Source organism: Streptomyces sp. NPDC048442, assembly GCF_040651475.1.
Classification (GTDB): Bacteria; Actinomycetota; Actinomycetes; order Streptomycetales; family Streptomycetaceae; genus Streptomyces.
Genome location: NZ_JBEZKB010000015.1, coordinates 35,785 through 57,498, shown reverse-complemented (window position 1 = coordinate 57,498; position 21,714 = coordinate 35,785). Strand labels below are relative to the sequence as shown.

The 21,714-nt window shown below is 70.9% G+C and carries 13 protein-coding genes; 6 read left to right on the top strand and 7 right to left on the bottom strand.

Annotated features, from left to right (window positions below; translation table 11 throughout):
- Positions 1 to 341: 341 nt before the first annotated feature.
- Positions 342 to 1,013 carry a TetR/AcrR family transcriptional regulator gene (locus AB0D18_RS22495; protein WP_362421239.1) on the bottom strand — a complete coding sequence of 224 codons (672 nt, stop codon included), beginning with the start codon at positions 1,011 to 1,013 and terminating at the stop codon, positions 342 to 344.
- Positions 1,014 to 1,121: 108 nt separating this feature from the next.
- Between AB0D18_RS22495 and AB0D18_RS22490 the strand changes: the two genes are divergently transcribed.
- From AB0D18_RS22490 to AB0D18_RS22465, 6 genes are all read left to right on the top strand, one after another.
- On the top strand, positions 1,122 to 2,804 hold the full coding sequence (locus AB0D18_RS22490) for an MFS transporter (protein ID WP_362421237.1): 1,683 nt from the start codon (positions 1,122 to 1,124) through the stop codon (positions 2,802 to 2,804).
- A 275-nt stretch (positions 2,805 to 3,079) separates the two neighbouring features.
- Positions 3,080 to 4,885, top strand: a complete 1,806-nt coding sequence (locus tag AB0D18_RS22485) for a serine/threonine-protein kinase (protein WP_362421236.1) — start codon at positions 3,080 to 3,082, stop codon at positions 4,883 to 4,885.
- Entirely contained in the window at positions 4,882 to 6,489 is a 1,608-nt protein-coding gene (locus tag AB0D18_RS22480) for a serine/threonine-protein kinase (RefSeq protein WP_362421233.1), read from the top strand. The genes AB0D18_RS22485 and AB0D18_RS22480 overlap by 4 nt, the downstream gene beginning before the upstream one ends.
- A 114-nt stretch (positions 6,490 to 6,603) precedes the next feature.
- Positions 6,604 to 7,887 carry an SUKH-4 family immunity protein gene (locus tag AB0D18_RS22475; protein ID WP_362421230.1) on the top strand — a complete coding sequence of 428 codons (1,284 nt, stop codon included), beginning with the start codon at positions 6,604 to 6,606 and terminating at the stop codon, positions 7,885 to 7,887.
- Between the two features lie 190 nt (positions 7,888 to 8,077).
- On the top strand, positions 8,078 to 8,419 hold the full coding sequence (locus AB0D18_RS22470) for an STAS domain-containing protein (protein ID WP_362421228.1): 342 nt from the start codon (positions 8,078 to 8,080) through the stop codon (positions 8,417 to 8,419).
- Positions 8,420 to 8,603: 184 nt separating this feature from the next.
- A complete protein-coding gene (locus AB0D18_RS22465; RefSeq protein ID WP_362421226.1) occupies positions 8,604 to 11,048 on the top strand; it encodes an ATP-binding domain-containing protein in 2,445 nt (814 codons plus the stop codon).
- Here AB0D18_RS22465 and glgB read toward each other — a convergent pair.
- The 6 genes from glgB to AB0D18_RS22435 form a co-directional block, all read right to left on the bottom strand.
- Positions 11,035 to 13,497, bottom strand: a complete 2,463-nt coding sequence (glgB, locus tag AB0D18_RS22460) for a 1,4-alpha-glucan branching enzyme (RefSeq protein WP_362421224.1) — start codon at positions 13,495 to 13,497, stop codon at positions 11,035 to 11,037. The genes AB0D18_RS22465 and glgB overlap by 14 nt on opposite strands.
- Before the next feature lie 62 nt (positions 13,498 to 13,559).
- Entirely contained in the window at positions 13,560 to 15,041 is a 1,482-nt protein-coding gene (locus AB0D18_RS22455; protein ID WP_362421222.1) for a maltokinase, read from the bottom strand.
- A gap of 153 nt (positions 15,042 to 15,194) precedes the next feature.
- On the bottom strand, positions 15,195 to 16,943 hold the full coding sequence (gene treS, locus AB0D18_RS22450) for a maltose alpha-D-glucosyltransferase (RefSeq protein ID WP_362421219.1): 1,749 nt from the start codon (positions 16,941 to 16,943) through the stop codon (positions 15,195 to 15,197).
- Positions 16,940 to 18,976: an alpha-1,4-glucan--maltose-1-phosphate maltosyltransferase gene (locus AB0D18_RS22445; protein ID WP_362421216.1), complete on the bottom strand. Its 2,037-nt coding sequence runs from the start codon at positions 18,974 to 18,976 to the stop codon at positions 16,940 to 16,942. The genes treS and AB0D18_RS22445 overlap by 4 nt, the downstream gene beginning before the upstream one ends.
- Positions 18,977 to 19,287: 311 nt before the next feature.
- Entirely contained in the window at positions 19,288 to 20,526 is a 1,239-nt protein-coding gene (locus tag AB0D18_RS22440; protein ID WP_362421213.1) for a S8 family peptidase, read from the bottom strand.
- A 221-nt stretch (positions 20,527 to 20,747) separates the two neighbouring features.
- The gene (locus AB0D18_RS22435) at positions 20,748 to 21,620 is read right to left on the bottom strand and encodes a hypothetical protein (protein WP_362421210.1); all 873 of its coding nucleotides are present in this window, start codon (positions 21,618 to 21,620) and stop codon (positions 20,748 to 20,750) included.
- Positions 21,621 to 21,714: the final 94 nt, after the last annotated feature.

Here is a 21,714-nt window from a genome sequence, read left to right as displayed (position 1 = left end):
GCCCCGCGGCGAGCGGTTTAGGTGAAGGGGTGGGGAGGGGCCGCCTCCGCGGAGCGGCCCACCGGGCCGCACGGGTGCGGTGGCGGAGCGAGTGCGGTCGCGGAGGGGGCGTGCTCTGCGTGGGGGCCGCCCCCTTGCCCACCCGTTCCGCCCCCGGGGGCGGCCCCGCTGCCCAAGGAGGCTAGGGGGTCGGGGAGGGGGAGCGGGCGGCCCCGCTGCCCAAGGAGGCTCGGGGTGAGGGGCAGGCATTTAGGGGCGCGGGGAACTGCGCGACCAGCCACAACACACCCGCACAATCCCCCCGCTCAGCGCCCCGCCCAGCCCCGCACCAAACGCCCCCCTCAGCCCCGCACCGACTCGTCCCCCGCATCCCCCACCCCCACCCGCCCCAGCAGCGACTCCACGTCCCCCACCCCCACCCCCGCCGAAAGCAGTGCCGTCGTCGCCGCCGCGCGGCCCGCGTCCTCTGCCGCCAGTGACCCCTCGTTCACGGCCTCCATGAGCGCGAAGAGCGTCTGCTCGTGGACGTACGCCAGTGCCGCCGCCGGTACGGGCGACCGGAACGCCCCCTCCGCCTGCCCCCGCCGCAGCAGTGCTACACAGCCCTCCCGTACCGGCGTCAGCCTCTGCTTGATGCCCGCCATCGTCACGCTCCGCTGCGCCAGCGCGACCAGCAGCCGGTAGCGGTCCGCGATGTGCCAGACCGCGAGCGTCGCCCGCGCGAGCGCCTCCGCCGGGTCGTCCACCCCGGCGCGCCCCGCCGCATGTGCCTCGATGACCGCCTCCGCCGCGCCGTCGACGAGCGCGGCGACCAGTGCCTCCCGGTTCGGGAAGTGCCCGTACACGGTGCGCCGTACGACCCCCGCCGCCCGCGCGATCTGATCCATGCTCGCGTCCGGATCGCGCAACAGCTCCGCCAGTGCGACGTCCATGATGCGGCGACGGTTCGCATCCGCCCTGCCTGAACTGCCTGAGCTACCGGTACCGGTACTGGTCGAGCCACCCGTGGTCATGCCCCCATTTTGCACACGGCTGTGCATTCCCGTAACTTGCACACAGCTGTGTAATTGCACATCGCTGTGCAAGCGCAAGTCCCGGACTGCAACGAAGAGGTGGAAATCGTGCCCCTGGTCGCGAACCAGCCGGTCGAAAAGATGGACCGGCCCTACCCGAGGCGTTGGTGGGCCCTGCTGGTCCTCTGTCTCAGCCTGCTGATCATCGTGATGGCGAACACCGCCCTCACCGTCGCCGCCCCGGACATGACCAAGGATCTCGGGCTGAACAGTGCGGACCTCCAGTGGGTCGTCGACGGCTACACCGTCCCGTACGCCGCACTGATGCTGCTCCTCGGCGCGATAGGCGACAAGTACAGCCGCCGCGGCGCACTGGTCCTGGGCCTCCTCGTCTTCGGCGGAGGTTCCATAGCGGGTTCGCTCGTCGACAGCGCCAACGGTGTCATCACCGCCCGCGCGGTGATGGGTGTCGGCGCCGCGATGATCATGCCGGCGACGCTCTCCCTCCTCGCCGCGACCTTCCCGCGCGCCGAACGCGCCAAGGCGATCGTCATCTGGACCGCCACCGCGGGACTCGCCATCGCCGCGGGTCCGCTCGTCGCCGGCGCGCTCCTCGAAGACCACGGCTGGTCCTCGACCTTCCTGATCAACGTGCCCGTCGCCGCCCTCGCGATCGTCGGCGCGTTCACCCTCGTACCGCCGTCCAAGGCCTCCACCCACGGCCGGATCGACTACGTCGGAGGACTCCTCTCCGTCGTCTGGGTCGCCGCCCTCATCTTCGCGATCATCGAAGGCCCGCACTTCGGCTGGGACGGCAAGGCGATCGGCGCCGCCGCCGTCGCGGGCGTCGGCCTGCTCCTCTTCGTCCTCTGGGAGCTGCGCCACCCGCGCCCCGTCCTCGACGTCCGCCGCTTCCTCGACCGCGGCTTCGCGGGCTCCAACCTCGCCGTCGCGCTCTTCTTCCTGGCCGTCTTCGGCGCGTTCTACTTCCTCACCCAGCACCTGCAGTTCGTGCTCGGCTTCAACGCCCTGGAGACGGGCGTACGGATGCTGCCGCTGGCCGGAGCGGTCTTCGTCGGCTCCGCGCTGACCGGCTTCCTCACCCCGCGCCTCGGCATGAAGGCCACCGTCACGGCCGGCATGGTCGGTGGCACGGTCGCGCTCGCCCTGCTCACCCGGATCGACGCGGCGTCCTCGTACGGCGACTTCGTCCCGCCCCTCGTCATCCTCGGCCTCGCCATCGGCCTGGCGCTCTCGCCCTGCACCGACGCGATCATGGGCGCCTTCCCGGAGTCCGAGCTCGGCGTCGGCGGCGCCGTCAACGACACCTCCCTGGAGCTGGGCGGCTCGCTCGGCATCGCCGTACTCGGCTCGGTGCTCGCCGGTTCGTACTCCTCGCACCTGGCCGACGGTACGAAGGGCTCGCAGCTGCCCGCGTCGGCTCTCGACACCGCGCAGGACTCGGTAGGCGCCGGGTACGCGGTCGCGCAGGGCATCGGCGAGAAGGCACAGGCGCTGGCGGGCCAGGCCGCGAAGGCCACCAGCGCCGAACAGGCCGCCCAGCTCAAGGGCCAGGCGGGCCAACTCGCCCAGGGAGCAAAGGACATGGCGGAAGCCGTCGGCTCCGCCTTCTCGGACGCGGTCGCGCACACCAGCCTGATCGGCGCGGTGGTACTCGGTGCGGGCACGGTCCTGGTCGCGGTCCTGCTGCCGCGCCGGGGCAGGGGGACGGGCGCGGCACAGACGGAAGAGTCGGCTCCGGAAAGGGAGTTGACGCGCACGACCCGCTAGGCACGACCCGCTGCGCACGACCCGCTAGGCACGACCCGCTGGGTACGACCCGCTGGGTACGACCGCTGGAGAATCTCCAGCAAGCCGACGGCATGGTTGCTTGGTGACGTGGCGAACCACCAGCGAGGAGATGGCGACCGTACTGGACGTGCAGCGGGGGGAGTTGAACGAGGCCCTGCAGGAGGTCAGGTAGGAAGAACGCGCTCGTCACCCATCACCGCGCTACCCGTATGATCGCCTCGCTTCGATGGTCGGCGGGGGAGGGGCGGGGCAACATGGGGGTTTCCGGAGTGCCGGGCTCGGCGCACATAGGACCGTTCCGGGTGGTGGCCGAGCTCGGACAGGGCGGTATGGGCCGGGTACTCCTGGGCGTCGCCCCCGACGGACGGCTCGTCGCGGTCAAGCAGGTGCACGCCGAACTGGCCGGGGACGACGGCTTCCGGACCCGGTTCCGGCGCGAGGTGACGGCCTCCCGGCAGGTGTCCGGCGCCTACACCGCGCCCGTGGTCGACGCCGACCCGGACGCGGCGACGCCGTGGTTCGCCGCCCAGTTCGTGGCCGGGCCCTCGCTGAGCCAGGCCCTGGACGCCGTAGGTGCGCTGCCGCTGGAGTCGAGCCGGCTCCTCGCGGCCGGTCTCGCGCAGGCGCTGGCCGACGTGCACAGGGCCGGTCTCGTCCACCGGGACCTCAAGCCGTCCAATGTGCTGCTCGCCGAGGACGGCGTCCGCGTCATCGACTTCGGCATCGCCCGGGCGGCGGAGGGGCAGACGAAGCTCACGCACACCGGGGCCCTGGTGGGATCGCCCCCGTTCATGGCGCCGGAACAGGTGGACGGGCGCCAACTGACCGCAGCCGCCGATGTGTTCTCGCTGGGCTCGACCCTGGTCATGGCCTGCAGCGGAAGGCCGCCGTTCGCGGGCACCTCGGTGCCGGGCATCCTCTACAACGTCGCGCACTCCGAGCCCGACCTGAGCGCTGTGCCGGCCGCCATGCTGCCCCTGATCGAGGCGTGCCTGGCCAAGGATCCGGCGCGGCGTCCTTCGCCGCAGGCCCTGCTCTCGATGATCGGGCCGGTGCGGCCCTCGTCGCGGCCGTGGCCTGAGGCGGTGCACCGACTCGCGCGCGCACAGCGGGCCGAGATCGACCGGTACGTCACCGGGGCGGGCGGAAGCGCGACGCTCACCGGTGCCGCGCCTCCGCATGCCGCAGCCACCGGTGCCGCGCCTGAGCACGCCGCAGCCACCGCTGCCTCGCCCGCCGATGCCACCCCCTTCAGCCCCCCAGCGCCCAGCGCCACCCGTCTCGGCCCCGCTTCCCTCCACCACGCCCCCACCATGACGGCGGCCGCCCAGGCCCCGCACCTGCCCGCCGCTGTGCCGCATCCGGCATATCAGGGGTATCAGGGACATCAGGGGCATCCGGCACCGCCCGTGCCCCCGCCCGCCACCGGCTCACGGCGCAGGCGCCTCGCCTGGATCGCCGGTGGTTCCGTCGCCGCGCTGGCCACCGTCCTGGCGCTGCTCGCTACGTTCCTGCCGCCTGAGATGAACCCGTTCCGTACGGAGGTCGTCCCGACGCCGGGCAACAAGCCCCTCGCCCAAGTCGCCGACAAGTACACCGGACTCCCCGCGTCCTGCAAGAAGGTCGCGGACGAGGTGAAGGTGCCGACCGGGTTCACGCTCCTGCCCAACCGACCCGGCAGCGAGGTCTCCGACCGGGAGGACTACGACGACAAGGCTCGTTACCAAGAGGGCCGCTGCATCTGGCAGAGCCGCTCCGGCGACAAGATCGACCTCACGTGGGACCGGTACCGGACAGCAAAGGACAAGACCGGCGCGGAGCGGGCGAAGAAACACTACGAGGCCCTCTACATCACCGGCACCACCCACCGCGAAGACATCGGGACCGGCGAGGAGGCGTTCTGGCACGGCGAACCGGACGGCGGCTGTGTGCTGTACGCGCGGGACGTCAATTTCTACGTGTTCGTCGCCGTGGAGGGCACCGCCTACCCCACCGGCGACAAGTGCGAGGCCCTCGCCGTGTCCGTGGCCAAGGGGACCTACAAGGCGGGCTCGGCATGATGAAGCCACTGGGCCCCGCCGACCCGGCCACGGCCGGACCGTACCGGCTGCTCGCCGAGCTCGGCCGGGGCGGCATGGGCCGGGTGCTCCTCGGCTCCGCACCGGACGGCCGCCTCGTCGCGGTCAAGCAGGTGCACGCCCGGTTCGCCACCGACGACGGGTTCCGCGCCCGCTTCCGCCGCGAGGTCGCCGCATCGCGCCAGGTTTCCGGCGCCTACACGGCAGCGGTCCTGGACGCCGACACCGAGGCCTCACTGCCCTGGCTCGCCTCGGCATTCGTGGCAGGCCCGTCACTGGGCGCGGCGGTGGAGGACGCCGAGGTGCTGCCCGAGGAGGCGGTACGCCGTCTCGCCGCGGGCCTGGCCACCGCGCTGGTCGAAATCCACCGCACCGGCATCGTCCACCGCGACCTCAAGCCGGAGAACGTGCTGCTCGCCGAGGACGGCGTACGCGTCATCGACTTCGGTATCGCCCGCGTCGCCGAGGGCGCGGAGGCCACCGCCCTCACCCACACCGGCTGGGTGGTCGGCTCGCCCGCCTTCATGTCGCCGGAGCAGGCGGAGGGCCAGGAACTCACCCCGGCGAGCGACGTGTTCGCGCTCGGCGCGGTCCTCGCGATGGCGGCCACCGGCGACAGCCCGTTCTCCGGCACCTCGATGGCGGGGACCCTCTACAACGTCGTCCACACCGAGCCAGACCTGACCACGCTGCCGCCGGGCCTTGCCGCCCTCATTGGACCGTGCCTGGCCAAGGCCCCCGCCGACCGGCCGACCCCGCGGCAACTCCTCGCTCTCCTCGGCCCGATCACAGCCGCCGAACGGCCCTGGCCGCCCTCGGTACACGGCCTGATCGCCGCCCAGCAGTCCGAGATCGACCGACTGCTCGACACCACGGACCGCACCCCCGCCCCGGGCGCGTACTCCCCCACCTGGGTCTCTCCCTCTGCTCCTGGTCCCGGCTTCGGGCCACCGCCGCCTTTCGCGGGTACACCCCGACGCGGACGGGCCATGAAGATCACGGCCCTCGTGGTCGCGGGCGTGCTCGCCGTCGCGGGCCTCGGCGTCGGCGCGTACGTACTGACGACTGGCGGCGGCGGCGCGGGCGGCTGGTCCGGGCCGCCCGACAAGTACGCAATGATCCCCACCTGCGCAGAGGCGGCCGGTCAACTCGGGCTGCCGGAGCGGAAGAAGGACCGCGACTCGTACGGAGACAACACCAGCGAGGCCTCGACGAGCTGCACCTGGATGGGCACGCAGGACCTCGGGAACGGCTATGTCCTGGAGAACGCCTATACGCTCGCCTACATCAAGTGGACGCTGCGGCGCACCTCCGGAGACGACGCGAACGCGACCGGCCGGCAGCGCGAGGAGTTCGCAGAGGGCGCGGCCGACGGCACCCGCGACAGCGGACTCGGCATTGGCGACGAGGCGTACTGGGACCGGCCCGACGGCCCCGACGAACACTGCGACCTGCGCGTGCGTGACGGCAACATGACCCTCTGGGTGGAACTGGGCGGTGACAAGCATCCGGAGTCGACCTGCAAGACGGAAGCCGCACGGATCGCCCGCGCGGCCCTGGCGGCCATCCCCCCGCAGGGTCATTGAAGTTCTTCCGAGCGCCACCTCGCAAGGTTCGCCGTCGCCCGGCACGGCCTCCGGACCCGATTGTCAGTGCCGGATGCCAGGATGATCTGCATGGACTCACGGGGAGATCAGGCCATGCACCACGCCCAGGTACTGGACACGCTGCTCGCGGACCCGGCGGCCCTGCTGCACGCCGACCGCGCGGCCGTACGGGACGAACTGTCCTCGCAGCAGCGGGAGTCGGCGGCCGCCGAGCAGGGCCGGGCCGTCTTCCGGCAGGCCGAGGCGATATTCGGCACCGCCGACGTGGAGCGCGCCGAGTTCGCCGCCTGGCTGCACTTCGCCGCGAGGGTCCTGGGACACGGGGAGTACGCGGCGAAGGTCGCGACCGCCGCCCCCGGCATGCCCTGGAGCACGGAGTGGGCCTGGTGGCGCCCGGCCGGGCACTACGTGGCCGAGCCCAACCTCAGCGGTGACGCCGGCGCGGTCCAGAAGATCCACCGGGGGCGGGAGTTGATCCATGTGGACGGGATGTGGTGCGACAACCGCTGGTTCGACGCCCACACCGGCGAGAGCGTCCCCGCCCCGCCGACCGGTGAGGTGCAGCGCCACGGCCCCGGCCGGGACGCCGAGAACGAACTGCCGGCGCTCTTCGACACGGACCCGGCGGCGCCCGCCCTGTCCGTCCCGCCCGCCTGGGAGTACTCGGCCCCGCTCGACACCGGGGGCCGCTACCTCGTCGAGGACGAGCACGGCGTCGCCGTACTGCGCATCCACCCCGCCGTACTGGCGGACTGGCCGACAGGCGGCGCGTCGTACGAGTCGGCGGAGAACGGCGGGCCGGGCCTCCCGCTCGACGGATCGCCCGACCTGGACCCGCCGCTCACCGCGGCCAGGATGCGTGCCGCGTTCGGCGAGGGCGAAAGGGTGCGCCGCTTCCCGGAGGCGGACCTGCCCGCCGCCCTGGAGCACGGCCCGAGCCGTACGTTCCTCGCCGAGGTCGGCATACCCGGCTGGTGGGTGGGCGGGGTCGCCAGCTTCTCCTCCTTCGCTGCGGTCGAGCCGCTGGAGGGCGACCCCGACCTGCTCGGGTTCGGCCACCTGGACCCGGGGGACGGCGAGGAGCGGGAGGTGTGTATCCACCGCACCACCGGCGTCGTGCACCTCGCAGGCCCGGACGACGGGGAGGCCGTGTACCTCTCGCGCGACGTGGAGACCTTCACGCTGTTCCTGGAGAACCTGCGCCGGTACATGAACGCGAGCTGGGACCCCTACCCCGACGAGTCGGGCGCGGAGTTCGAGTATGAGAGCCGGATGCAGGACCTGGACCCCGAGGCGTTCGCCGACGACGCACCCTCCCGGGAGATCTGGGACCAGGTCTTCGCCACCATCACCGCCCTCACCGTCTACGGCTACTGATCAGGTCAAGAGCCAACCAAGCCACGCGTCAACCAAGTTGATTGATCTTCACTCTTATGGGTTAAGTCTGGATGGGTAATCGATTCTGCGCAGAGGGTGGTGCTTACGTTCATGGAGGCCATCCCAGACCCCGGTGACTCGATCAACGACCGCAGTCAGGCAGACAGTTTGAGCACCTGGGGTGTCGCACATGTCGGAATCAACCGTCGATCAGGCCGTCGAGGCGCGTCGCGCGGGGAACGCTCTCGTTCTCGCGATGACCGGTGAGCTGGACCTCTTCGCCGCGCTCCAGTGCGGCCCGCAGATAGACCGGGTCCTGACGTCCCACCCGCCCCGCACCGTCGTCGACCTCCGCCGGGTCACCTTCCTCGACTGCAGCGGCCTCGCCCTGCTGCTCCGGGTCCGGGGCCAGGTCGCGCGCTGGGGAGGCGAGTTCGAGGTCCACTGCCCCGACCGTGACGTGCTCAGGATCCTGCAGTACGTGGAGTTGTTGGTGCCTCTGACCTTCGTCGAGGAGCTACCGGAGGGCTGAGCCGCCCCGCGAGGCCGCAGCGCGGACGCCTGCACACGCACAAAAGAAATACCCCGGCGCAATTGACAGCCGGGGTATTTCTCTGCGTATATTGGGCGTTTCCATGACTGCATCCAAAAGAGGTCATGGAGAAGCGAGATACCGACACCGTAACCCAGTGGGGGAAGACTTGTCAACCGAGGAATTGTCAACCCGGGAATCCCGGGAGTTCCAGGAGCTGCGTCACGAGCAGCAATTCCTTGATGAGCTGTACGCGCGGCTCGATGTGCTCCGGGGACAGGCGGAGACCGCCGTACAGGGCTCGTTCGCCCAGGCCGGCACCGGCCAGCAGGCGCGCGTGGAGCGCGAGGTGACCGTGGCGGAACGGTCCGGAGTGCTGGCCGCGCTGAATTCGGTGGAATCAGGACTCTGCTTCGGCCGCCTCGACTTCCATTCCGACGCGGAAAGCACGGGAAGCACCGTAAGCACGGAAGGTGCAGAGGACGCAGAGGGCACGGAAAGCGCGGAACCGGAAGGGGCTACGACCCCGGCTACGACCCATCACATCGGCCGCACGGGAATCCGCCGCGACGACGCGGAACGCACCCCTCTGCTGATCGACTGGCGTGCCCCGATCGCCCGCCCCTTCTACCTCGCCACCGGGCATTCCCCGATGGGCCTGCGCCGCCGCCGGCACCTCACCACCCGCGGCCGCACCGTCACCGCGCTGCACGACGAGATCCTCGACCTGCGCGACACCGACCGCACCGGCCACGAGGACCCGAGCGGCGACGCCGTCCTGCTCGCCGCCCTGAACGGCGCCCGCACCGGCCGCATGGCCGACATCGTGCAGACCATCCAGGCCGAGCAGGACCGCATCATCCGCGCCCCGCACCGCGGAGTCCTCGTCGTCGAGGGCGGCCCCGGCACCGGCAAGACCGCCGTCGCCCTGCACCGCGCCGCCTACCTCCTCTACGCGCACCGCGAGCTCCTCGCCCGCCGCGCCGTCCTGGTGGTCGGCCCCAACCCGGCCTTCCTCGGCTACATCGGCGACGTCCTGCCCTCCCTCGGTGAGACCGGCGTCCTGCTCGCCACCACGGGCGAGCTCTTCCCCGGCGTCACCGCCACTGGGACGGACACCCCCGAGGCCGCCGCCGTCAAGGGCCGGGCCGGCATGGCGGACGTACTCGCCCAGGTCGTACGGGACCGGCAGGACGTCCCCGGCAGTGAAGGACTGGAGATCGCGCACGAGCAGTACACGCTCCACCTGGAGCGCGCCATGGCCGAGGACGCCCGCCACCACGCCCGTACGACCCGGCTGCCGCACAACCTGGCCCGCGCCCACTTCGGCCGGTACCTCCTGGACGTCCTCACCGAGCAGCTCGCCGAAGGCATCGGCCGGGCGCCGTACGAGGCCATCGCCGAGGAGCTGGGCGAGGAACTGGCCCCCGACGAGAACCTCCTCGCCCCCGCCGAGATCGAGCAGCTCGGCAAGGAGATCGCCGCCAACCCGGACGTGCTCGCCGCGATCGACGGCCTGTGGCCGGAAATCACCCCCCAGCAGCTGATCACCGAATTCCTGGAGGCCCCCTCCCACCTCCCGGACGCCGACGTCGAGTCGATCCGCAGGGCGGCGGACACGGGAACCTGGACCCCCGCCGACGTACCCCTCCTCGACGAGGCCGCCGAGCTGCTCGGCTCGGACGACCACGCGGCCCGCGCCGCCGCGGCCCGCGAGTACGAGGAGCGGGTGGCGTACGCGCAGGGTGTGCTCGATGTGTCGTACGGCTCGCGCACCTACGAGTTCGAGGACATCGAGGACGAGGACTCCGAGCTGCTCTCCGCGCACGACATCATCGACGCCGAGCGGTTCGCGGAGCGCCACGACGAGGACGACCACCGCAGCGCCGCCGCCCGCGCCGCCGCGGACCGTACCTGGGCGTTCGGCCACATCATCGTGGACGAGGCGCAGGAGCTGTCCGCGATGGCCTGGCGGCTGCTGATGCGCCGCTGTCCGACCCGGTCGATGACCCTGGTCGGCGACCCGGCGCAGACCGGTGACGCGGCAGGCTGCGGCTCCTGGAAGGAGATCCTCGATCCGTACGTCGGGGACCGCTTCGAGCACACCAGGCTCGGCGTGAACTACCGCACCCCGGCGGAGATCATGGAGCTGGCGGCCCGTGTGATGCGCACCGCCGACCCCTCCTTCGAACCGCCGAGTTCGGTACGGTCCACCGGAGTCGAGCCGTGGATCCGGGCCACGGCGCCGGACGCCCTGGCCCCTGCGGTCGCGGAGGCCGTCACGGAGTCGCTCGCGGGCATGGACGCCGGCGGCCGGATCGCCGTCGTCGCCCCCGCGGACCTGCTCCCCGCCCTGGCGGCCGAGCTGCCGGAGGCCTCCTGCGGCGCCGAGCCCGACCTCACCGCCCGGGTCGTGCTGCTGGCCCCGCACCAGGCGAAGGGGCTGGAGTTCGACACGGTGGTGGTGGCGGAGCCGGACCTGATCAGGTCCGGCTCGCCGCGCGGCCTGGGTGATCTGTACGTGGCGCTGACCAGGGCGACTCAGCAGCTGGGCCTGGTCCACACGGGGGAGCAGCCCTTCGGGGAGGCCGTCACGCAGGCCTTCACGCAGGCCGTCACGCAGGCCTGAACCACACCGTCGCCAGCGGCGGCAGCGTGATCCTGATGCTCGCCGGGCGGCCGTGGTGCGGGACCGACTCCGGCTTCAGCGGCTCCGGGTGGTGGATGCCGCTGCCGCCGTAGCGCTCCGCGTCCGTGTTCAGGACCTCCGTCCACGCCGGTACGTCGTCGGGGACGCCGATCCGGTAGTCCTGCCGTACGACCGGCGAGAAGTGGGAGACGGCGAGCAGCGGGTTCCCGGCGGCGTCGAAGCGCAGGAACGCGAACACGTTGTCCTCGGCTGCGTCGCCGGCCACCCAGGCGAAGCCCTCGGGGGCGGTGTCGCGCTCCCACAGGGCCGGCTCCGCGCGGTACTCGGTGTTGAGGTCGCGGACCAGGTCGCGTACGCCCCGGTGGTCGGCCTCTGCGCCGTACGACGGGTCGAGCAGCCACCAGTCCGGGCCGTGCGCCTCCGACCACTCGGCTCCCTGCGCGAACTCCTGCCCCATGAAAAGGAGTTGCTTGCCGGGGTGCGCCCACATGAAGCCGAGGTAGGCGCGGTGCGTCGCCCGCTGCTGCCACCAGTCGCCCGGCATCTTTCCCACCAGGGAGCGCTTGCCGTGCACGACCTCGTCGTGGGAGATCGGCAGGACGTAGTTCTCGCTGTACGCGTAGACCATCGAGAAGGTCATCTCGTGGTGGTGGTACTTGCGGTGCACGGGCTCCTTCGACGCGTAGCCGAGGGAGTCGTGCATCCACCCCATGTTCCACTTCAGCCCGAAGCCAAGACCGCCGAAGCCACCGGGGCCGATGTGGTGGGTGGCGCGGGTGACGCCGTCCCAGGCGGTGGACTCCTCGGCGATGGTGATCACGCCGGGGTTGCGGCGGTAGACGGTGGCGTTCATCTCCTGGAGGAAGGCGACGGTGTCGAGGTTCTCCCGGCCGCCGTGCTCGTTGGGCACCCACTGGCCTTCTTCGCGCGAGTAGTCCAGGTAGAGCATCGAGGCGACCGCGTCGACGCGCAGGCCGTCGATGTGGAACTCCTCGCACCAGTAACTGGCGTTCGCCACAAGGAAGTTGCGGACCTCGGTGCGGCCGAAGTCGAATTCGAGCGTGCCCCAGTCGGGGTGCGCCGACTTCAGCGGGTCCTCGTGCTCGTACAGCGGGCGGCCGTCGAACTCGGCGAGCGCCCAGTCGTCGCGCGGGAAGTGCGCGGGCACCCAGTCCACGATCACGCCGATGCCGGCCCGGTGCAGGGCGTCGACCAGGAAGCGGAAGTCGTCCGGGCCGCCCATCCGCGAGGTCGGCGCGTAGAAGCCGGTCACCTGGTAGCCCCAGGAGCCGCCGAACGGGTGCTCGGCGACCGGCATCAGCTCGACGTGCGTGAAGCCCAGGTCGGCGACGTAGGTGGGGAGCTGATCGGCGAGCTGGCGGTACGTCAGACCGGGTCGCCAGGAGGCCAGGTGCACCTCGTACACGGAGAACGGCGCCTCGTGCACCGGGAGCTCGGCACGCGAGGCCATCCACGCCGCGTCCTGCCACTCGTGGTGCGCGGCGGTGACGATCGACGCGTTCGCGGGCGGCACCTCGGTGTGCCGGGCCATCGGGTCGGCGCGCATCGTGTGCGAGCCGTCGGGCCGGGTGATCTGGAACTTGTACAGCGCGCCCTCGCCGACCCCGGGCAGGAACAGCTCCCAGACTCCGGTGGCGCCGAGCGAGCGCATCGGATATCCGGTGCCGTCCCAGTAGTTGAAGTCGCCGACGACGCGGACACCGAGCGCGTTGGGTGCCCACACCGTGAAGCGGGTGCCGGCGGTGCCCTGGTGGGTCATCGGCTCGGCGCCGAGCGCCTTCCACAGCTCCTCGTGCCGGCCCTCGCCGATCAGATGCAGATCGAGGTCGCCGAGCGCGGGCAGGAAGCGGTACGGGTCGTCGACCGTGATCTCGTTGTCGTCGTAAGTGACGTGGAGCCGGTACGGGGGAACGTCGGTGAGCGGCAGCACCCCGCCGAACAGGCCGTCGCCCTCGTCCAGGAGCGGGGTGTGCACCCCGTCCGCGAGGACGCCGACCGCCTTCGCGTACGGCCGCAGCACCCGGAACCGGACGCCGGGGCCCGGGGTGCCGGGGACGGCCTGGGCGGAAACGGGATGCGCGCCGAGGACGCCGTGCGGATCGTGGTGGGTCCCCGCCAGCAGCCGCGCCCGCTCCTCGCCGTCGAGCGGCAAGGGGGCCTTGGCAACCCCGGCCCTGGCTGCCCCGGCCTTCGCGGGCTTCCCGGTCTTCGCAGGCTTCGGGGCCTTCGCGGGCTCTGCGGCCTTCGCGGGCCCTGTGGTCTTGGTCGCCTTCGCGGGCCTGGCCTTCGCCCCCTCGGCCTTCTCCGCCCTCGGTTTCGGCGGCTTGGGGGCCGCGGCCTCCGGCGTCGTGCGGCGGGGCGGGCGGGGGGCGTCTTCGCCGGGGGGAGGGGTGGGACGGGGGGTCACGGGTGGTCCTCCTCAGGAACAGCAAGAAAGCTCACGGCAGAGTGAGCTCACAGTCGGATGTCTCAACGAGCTTCTGTGGAAGGGAAGTTGGCGAGGCGCCGGACCGCCGCCATCGGCACCGGCAGCCAGCTGGGCCGGTGCCGCGCCTCGTACAGCACTTCGTAGACGGCCTTGTCGGTCTCGTACGCCCGCAGCAGTACGGGCAGCTCGCGCGGGTCGGTGCCGGAGGCGGCCGCGTACCCCTCGCAGAAGGCGGCGCGGCAGCGGTCCGCCCACTCCGGGTTCCACGGTCGGCTCATGCGCGCCGCGTAGTCGAAGGAGCGCAGCATGCCCGCCACGTCCCGTAAGACGGGCTGCGGGTGACGGCGTTCGGTGATCGGTTTCGCGGGCTCGCCCTCGAAGTCGATCACCGACCACTCGCCGTCGCGGCCGTGCAGCGTCTGGCCCAGATGCAGGTCGCCGTGGATGCGCTGGGCGGTCACGACCGGTCCGGCGCCGCCCAGTTTCCGTACCGCGTCGAAGGCCGACCGCAGGCCCGGCGCGTACGGCAGCAGGGCGGGCACCGCCTGCGCCGCCGTCTCCAGGCTCTCGGTCATCCGGTCCGCGACGACCGCCACCTGCGGGCGGCCGAGGGTGAGCGTCGGCAGAGCGGCGGCGAGCGCGGTGTGCACTTCGGCGACGACCTGGCCCAACTCCCTTGCCTCCGGGGCGAATTCCCATCCGACGGACAGCGAATCGAGCGCTCTCTGCCAGCCGTCCTGCGCCCCGTCCAGGAACGGCTGGAGCAGCCCGAGCGTGAACGGCTCGAAGAGGTCCTCCGGATTCGCCCCCTCGAACCAGGCGACCGGGGCCGGTACCCGCACGCACCGCTCGTGGGTGAGGGCGAGGGGGAGTTCCAGATCGGGGTTGGCCCCCGGATGGATCCTTCGGAAGATCTTCAGGATGTACGAATTGCCGTACACCAGCGAGGAGTTGGACTGCTCGGCGTCGAGCGGGCGCGCGGTGAGTCCGGCCGGGGGGAGGGCGTCGGGGGCCTTGTCGAACCGCAGGGAGCCCAGGGTGCCGGGCACCCGCAGCCGCTCCAGGAGCAGCCCGGCCAGCTTCGGGTCGGCGAGGCCCTCGTACACGGTGTATCCGGCCAGCAGCCCTTCCTGCACCCGGCCGATCAGCGCCGGCGCGAGCGCGGGCGGCAGCGACCTGCGCACCCCGAGGAACAACTGGTAGCAGTCGGCGGGCGGCGGAGCGCCGGGGCCCTGCGGGGACGCCGAGGGCTGCTGGGCCCGTACGAGCAGATGGAGCAGCCCCGGCGAACCGGTCAGCGGCAGCAGCTCCGTCGCCGACACCAGGGCGAACCCGGTCACCGGCCGGCCCTTGCCGGCGAACCATCGCTGCCGGGGCAGCCATGCGTGCAGCAGTGGCGCCAGTGAGGCGAGCAGTGCGGACGAGGCGTGCGGGAGGGGCGGTGACGTCAGCGGAGAGGTGAGCGGCGAGATGAGCGGAGAGGCGGGCGGCGAGGCGGAAGCAGCCTCTGGCGTGGCATCCATGGCATCGCGTCCTTTCCCCGGGCACACGGAATGCACAGAGTGTCCCGGATTACGGCAAAGCTGTCCGGTTGTACGGGACGTGTCGGGTACGCGTATGAGGGGGAGGGTGCCCCCGGCGGGACGGCGGAAACCGCTCGCCGGGGGCCCCGCCCCTCAGCGCTTGGGCTTCGGCGGCCGGACCAGCGAGGTCTGGTTCTTGCGCAGCCGGAACCAGTAGAAGCCGTGTCCCGCAAGGGTCAGCAGGTACGGCAGCTCGCCGATCGCGGGGAAACGGACCCCGCCGATCAGCTCGACCGGATTGCGGCCGTTGAACATCTGCAGGTCGAGTTCGGTGGGCTGGGCGAACCGCGAGAAGTTGTGCACGCACAGCACCAGGTCGTCCTCGCCCTCGATGGACGAGGGGGCCTCGCGCAGGAAGGCGAGTACCGCCGGGTTGGACGACGGCAGCTCGGTGTAGGACCCGAGGCCGAAGGCCGGGTTCTGCTTGCGGATCTCGATCATGCGCCGGGTCCAGTGCAGCAGCGACGACGGCGAGGTCATGGAGGCCTCGACGTTGGTCACCTGGTAGCCGTAGACCGGGTCCATGATCGTCGGGAGGGAGAGCCGGCCGGGGTCGCAGGAGGAGAATCCGGCGTTCCGGTCGGGTGTCCACTGCATCGGGGTGCGTACCGCGTCGCGGTCGCCGAGCCAGATGTTGTCGCCCATGCCGATCTCGTCCCCGTAATAGAGGATCGGCGAGCCAGGCAGCGACAGCAGCAGGGCGGTGAACAGCTCGATCTGGTTGCGGTCGTTGTCCAGGAGGGGCGCCAGGCGCCGGCGGATGCCGATGTTGGCGCGCATCCGCGGATCCTTGGCGTACTCCGCGTACATGTAGTCGCGCTCTTCGTCCGTGACCATTTCGAGGGTGAGCTCGTCGTGGTTGCGCAGGAAGATGCCCCACTGGGCGCTGGACGGGATCGCCGGGGTCTTGGCGAGGATCTCCGAGACCGGGTAGCGGGACTCGCGGCGCACCGCCATGAAGATGCGCGGCATCACGGGGAAGTGGAACGCCATGTGGCACTCGTCCCCGCCCTTCTCGAAGTCGCCGAAGTAGTCGACGACGTCCTCCGGCCACTGGTTTGCCTCAGCCAGGAGCACCGTGTCCGGGTACGAGGCGTCGATCTCCTCCCGCACCCGCTTGAGGAACTCGTGGGTGCGGGGCAGGTTCTCGCAGTTCGTCCCCTCCTCCTGGTAGAGGTACGGCACCGCGTCCAGGCGGAAGCCGTCGATGCCCAGGTCAAGCCAGAAGCGCAGGGCGGAGATGATCTCCTCCTGCACCATCGGGTTCTCGTAGTTGAGGTCCGGCTGGTGCGAGAAGAAGCGGTGCCAGTAGTACTGCTTGCGCACCGGGTCGAAGGTCCAGTTGGAGGTCTCCGTGTCGACGAAGATGATCCGGGCGTCCTGGTACTGCTTGTCGTCGTCGGCCCAGATGTAGTAGTCGCCGTAGGGGCCTTCGGGGTCGCTGCGGGACTGCTGGAACCACTCGTGCTGATCGCTCGTGTGGTTCATGACGAAGTCGATGATGACGCGCATGCCGCGCTGGTGCGTGGCGTCGACGAACTCGACGAAGTCGGCGAGATCGCCGAACTCCGGGAGGACGGCCGTGTAGTTGGAGACGTCGTAGCCGCCGTCGCGCAGTGGCGACATGAAGAACGGCGGCAGCCAGAGGCAGTCGACGCCCAGCCACTGGAGGTAGTCCAGTTTGGCGGTGATGCCCTTGAGGTCGCCGACTCCGTCGCCGTTGCTGTCCTGGAAGGACCGGACGAGGACTTCGTAGAAGACCGCGCGCTTGAACCACTCGGGGTCGCGGTCCTTGGCGGGGGTGTCCTCGAAGGTGTCGTGGACGGGCTCGTTGACGATCATGTGGGTGACCCTCCGGTCAGCGGGGACGGTCGCAGGGTCACGATGTGCGCGGGCGCGTGGCCCGGCTCTAGGCGCACATAGCTGGCCCTGCCCCAGTGGTAGGTCTCGCCGGTGAGCTCGTCGCGCACCGGGACGGCACTGTGCCAGTCGTGGCCGAGTGCCGGCATGTCCAACGAGACCGTGGCCTCCTGGGTGTGGTGAGGGTCGAGGTTCACGACCACCAGAACGGTGTTCGAGGCGCCCTCACCCCCGGCGGCTGAATCCGTTTTCGTCGTACAGCGTTTCGAATACGCGATCACCGCGTCGTTGTCCGTGGGGTGGAAGTGGATGTCCCGCAGCTGCTGGAGCGCGCGGTGGCGCCGCCGCAGCCGGTTGAGGGTGGTGATCAGCGGGGCGATCGACCGGCCCTCGCGCTCCGCGGCCACCCAGTCGCGCGGCTTGAGCTGGTACTTCTCGGAGTGCTTGTACTCCTCGCTGCCGTCCCGGACGGGGGTGTTCTCGCACAGTTCGTAGCCCGCGTACACACCCCAGGACGGCGACATGGTCGCGGCCAGCACGGCCCGCACCTCGAAGGCGGGGCGGCCGCCGTGCTGGAGGTAGGCGTGCAGGATGTCGGGGGTGTTCACGAAGAAGTTGGGGCGCATGTACGAGGCTGTCTCGTGCGCCAACTCCAGGGCGTAGTCGGTGAGTTCCTGCTTGGTGTTGCGCCAGGTGAAGTAGGTGTACGACTGCTGGAAGCCGATGGCTCCCAGGGTGCGCATCATCGCGGGCCGGGTGAACGCCTCGGCCAGGAAGATCACGTCGGGGTCGGTGCGGTTGATCTCGCCGAGCACCCGCTCCCAGAAGACGACCGGCTTGGTGTGCGGGTTGTCGACCCGGAAGATCCGCACGCCGTGGCCCATCCACAGCCGCAGGATGCGCAGCGTCTCGGTGATCAGCCCCTCCATGTCCCGGTCGAAGGCGATCGGGTAGATGTCCTGGTACTTCTTCGGCGGGTTCTCGGCGTACGCGATCGTGCCGTCGGCCCGGTGGTGGAACCACTCGGGGTGCTCGGTGACCCAGGGGTGGTCGGGGGAGCACTGGAGGGCGAAGTCGAGGGCCACCTCCATGCGCAGGTCGCGGGCGGTGGCGACGAAGTGGTCGAAGTCCTCGAAGGTGCCGAGGTCCGGGTGGAGGGCGTCGTGGCCGCCTTCGGCGGAACCGATCGCCCAGGGCACGCCGACGTCCGCCGCGGTCGCGGAGAGCGTGTTGTCGGGGCCCTTGCGGTGGGTGGTCCCGATGGGGTGCACGGGCGGCAGATAGATCACGTCGAAGCCCATGGCGGCGACGGCGGGCAGGCGCTCGGCGGCGGTACGGAAAGTGCCGCTCTGCTGCCCTTCGGTTCCCGGAACGCCACCTTCGGGTGCTCTTGCGCCCTCGGAGCGCGGAAAGAACTCGTACCAGGAACCGAAAAGTGCGCGCGGCCGTTCGACCAGCAGGGGCAGGGGATCGGAGGTGGAAAGAGGTTCGCGCAGGGGGTACCGGCGAAGGGCGGCGTCTACCTCGGGGGTGAGGGCGGCGGCGAGCCTGGCGGGGGCCGGGCGCCGGGTGTCGCGCAGGGCGTCCGCGGCGGCGAGCACGGCCTCGCGCCCGTCCTTCTTCGGGACCCCGTCGGCGGCCCGTTCGTAAAGATCGGCGCCCTCGGTGAGGACGAGTTCGGTGTCCTGGCCCGCCGGGATCTTGATCCCGGCGTGGTGTCGCCAGGTCGAGACGGGGTCCCCCCACGCCTCGACGGCGTACGACCACATGCCCACGGTGTCGGGGGTCACGTCGCCGCCCCAGCGGTCGGTGCCGGGAGCGAGTTCCCGCATCGGGGTCCAGGGGCCGGGGCGGCCCACGGGATCGAGGAGGACCACATTGGCGGCCACGGCTTCATGGCCTTCACGGAAGACGGTGGCGGAGACCTGGAACGTTTCTCCTGCCACCGCCTTGGCCGGCCTTCGGCCGCGGTCGATCGCGGGAAGGACGTCCAGGACGGGGATACGACCGATCATGGGCTCACCTGTGGGTCGATGCTCAGCGGGGGCTCTTACGTGCACTCTTTGTAGCTGCTCGTCGCTCTCCGTGCTCGACTTGCGGGACACGGGGTGTTGGCTGCGCTCTTCACGGGTACCGGGGGAGGCTTCCCCCACACCTCCCGGCATCAACCCGGTGCCGTGTTAACTACTGCCGCGTAACGGCGCGCGCAAGGCGTGGGCGGAAGCCGGGGCGGAAAGCGAAGGGGCCCCGCCGCTTCCCGACGGGACCCGCTTGCTCAGCCCCCGGCAATGTATGCCGGTGTGCTGCCCCACTGGCCCCGCTTGTCTCAAGGCCGGGGGTTGTTGACCTGAAGCAGCCGGTTCGGCGAGCCGAGTCCGGCCCCCTTCACCCGGCCCGTGACCGCACGGTCGGTGAGTGCCTTGCCGACGTCGGCGGGCGAGGCCCACGCATGGTCGGCGAGGTAGAGCGCCGCCGCACCGGCCACGTGCGGGGCCGCCATCGAGGTGCCCGAGAAGGTGCCCTTCGCGGCGTCACCGGTGTTCACCGCCGAGGTGATGTCCACCCCCGGTGCGAACAGGTCGAGCCTGCTGCCCCAGTTGGAGAAGCTCGCCCGGCCGTCCCCGGCGTCGCTCGCGCCGACCGTGACGGCCTCCTGGACCCGGCCGGGCGAGAAGAGGCTCGCGGGCAGGGAGTCGTTCCCGGCCGCGACCACGAAGGTCACCCCCGACCGGATCGCGTTGCGCACGGCGGCGTCGAGCTGGGCGTTGGCCACGCCGCCCAGGCTCAGGTTGGCCACAGCGGGCTTCTTCGCGTTCTTGGCCACCCAGTCGATTCCGGCGATGACCTGGGCGGTCGTCCCCGATCCCGCGGCGTCGAGCACCCGTACGCCCACCACGTCGGCCTTCTTCGCCACGCCGTACGTCCCACCCGCGGCGGTCCCGGACACATGCGTGCCGTGACCGTTCTCGTCCTGGGCGACGGCGTCGTTCTGCACGAAGTCCCAGCCGCTGGAGGCCCGCCCGCCGAAGTCCTGGTGGGAGGTGCGGATTCCGGTGTCGATGACATACACGTGGACACCCGCACCGGCGCTCTCGGGCCAGGTGTACGACCTGTCCAGCGGCCGGTCGTCCTGGTCGACCCGGTCGAGCCCCCAGGACGGCGGGTCCTTCTGGGTGTGCCGCAGCGACACGGTGGTGTCCTGCGCCACCGAAGCCACCCGTGGATCCGCCGCGAGCCGCCCGGCCTGCGCCGAACTCGCCCGCACCGCGTACCCGTTGAGTGCACTGCTGTACGTGTGGCGGATTTTCGCCCCGTACCGCGCGGCGACACTCCGGCCCGCCGCCGACGGAGCCGTGACGCCCCCCGTTCCGCTCCTGAGAGTGACGATGTAGCTGTTGCCGACGGAACCGGCCGACCCGGCCCCCAGTATTCGCCCCTCGGCCCCCGGGGTACGTACGGCCGTGGCGGCTTGGGCTGGCAGCGCGATGGCCGAAAGAACCGCCGCCGTAGTGACGGCGGTAACGGCCCCGGCCAGCCGCATGCGATGACGACGCGACAGTGCCATGTGCGAGGTTCCCCTCCTCGATCCGACGCCCGCACCGCACAGTTGACCCGCTCGGGGCCCGGTTCCATCCGGTGGTCTGCCGAATGCCGCCGTATGTCCGCAGCGCGCGCACTTGTCACCCTCTCGTGCGGTGTGAACCACAACAAGACCGCCGGAGGGGGCGGAATCGGCCATATCGCTCGTGGGGGGAATGTGGGGTATGCGCGGAGGGGCGGGTGGGGCTATTTCGCTCCGGTCTTCCCAGGGACGGGCGGCGGAGTGGCGGTCGGCTCCATGGTCGACTTGAAGTACAGACGAGTGCTGCCCGGAGTGAACTCGTGCACGAAGATCGTGACGCAGCGCTGGAGGTACTTGCCCTCGGGGGTCTTGAGGCCGTCAGGACATTCACTGGTCGTCTGCACTCCTTCGACCAGGGTCTCCGGTTCCGGCAGGCCGAGGTGGGCGAAGCCGTCCGCCGGGCTGTAGTCCTTCTTCTGCGGCTGGTCGTTCGGGAACGTCTTGCGGCCCCCCTCGACCAGCCGGGCGATGTAGGCGGTCGCGTCCCGGGTCGGCAGGGTGAACGTCAGCAGACCGGTGTCCAGTCGCTGCCCCACCTTGTACCCGGCCCGCCGGTCGCTCGCCGCCTCCGGGACCCTGATCCCGAGCTCCTTGCCCATCCAGGCGGGCGTGGCCCCTTCCGGCCAACAGCACTCCTGTTCCTGCTTGTCGACTTCGGACTGGGCCCACACGCTCGCGAGCAGGGTCGCACCGGCCACTGCGACGACGATCAGCCCCAACACCCCCAGCCAGACCAGCACGTACCGGTGCAGGGGCCACGGGGCCTTGCGGGGTGCCTTCGGCAAGTGGTCGCTCGACGGTGCGTTCGTCAGTGACTGCATGTCGGCCGCGATGAGCTTTTCGTCCTGGGCGTGGGGGTTCACGGAGTAGTCCAAGTGGTTCGATATGTGCGCGCACATCTGAAGGACGGTTTTCACCTGGGAGGTCCAGATCTCCAGCGTGGTGCAGAGCTCGGATCCGGAGGCGAGGTGGTGGCTGCCCAGCTCCGCCGCTGCCTGGGCGGTCGTCCCTGCGCCTCGGCCTTCAGCTGTGCCCATTCGTCGTGGAACGACATGGCTCTCCCCCGTGGTGCATACCCATGAAGTGGGCACGCTAGCAAGCACGTTGATGTTTGCAGAAGCGTGTTCCCAG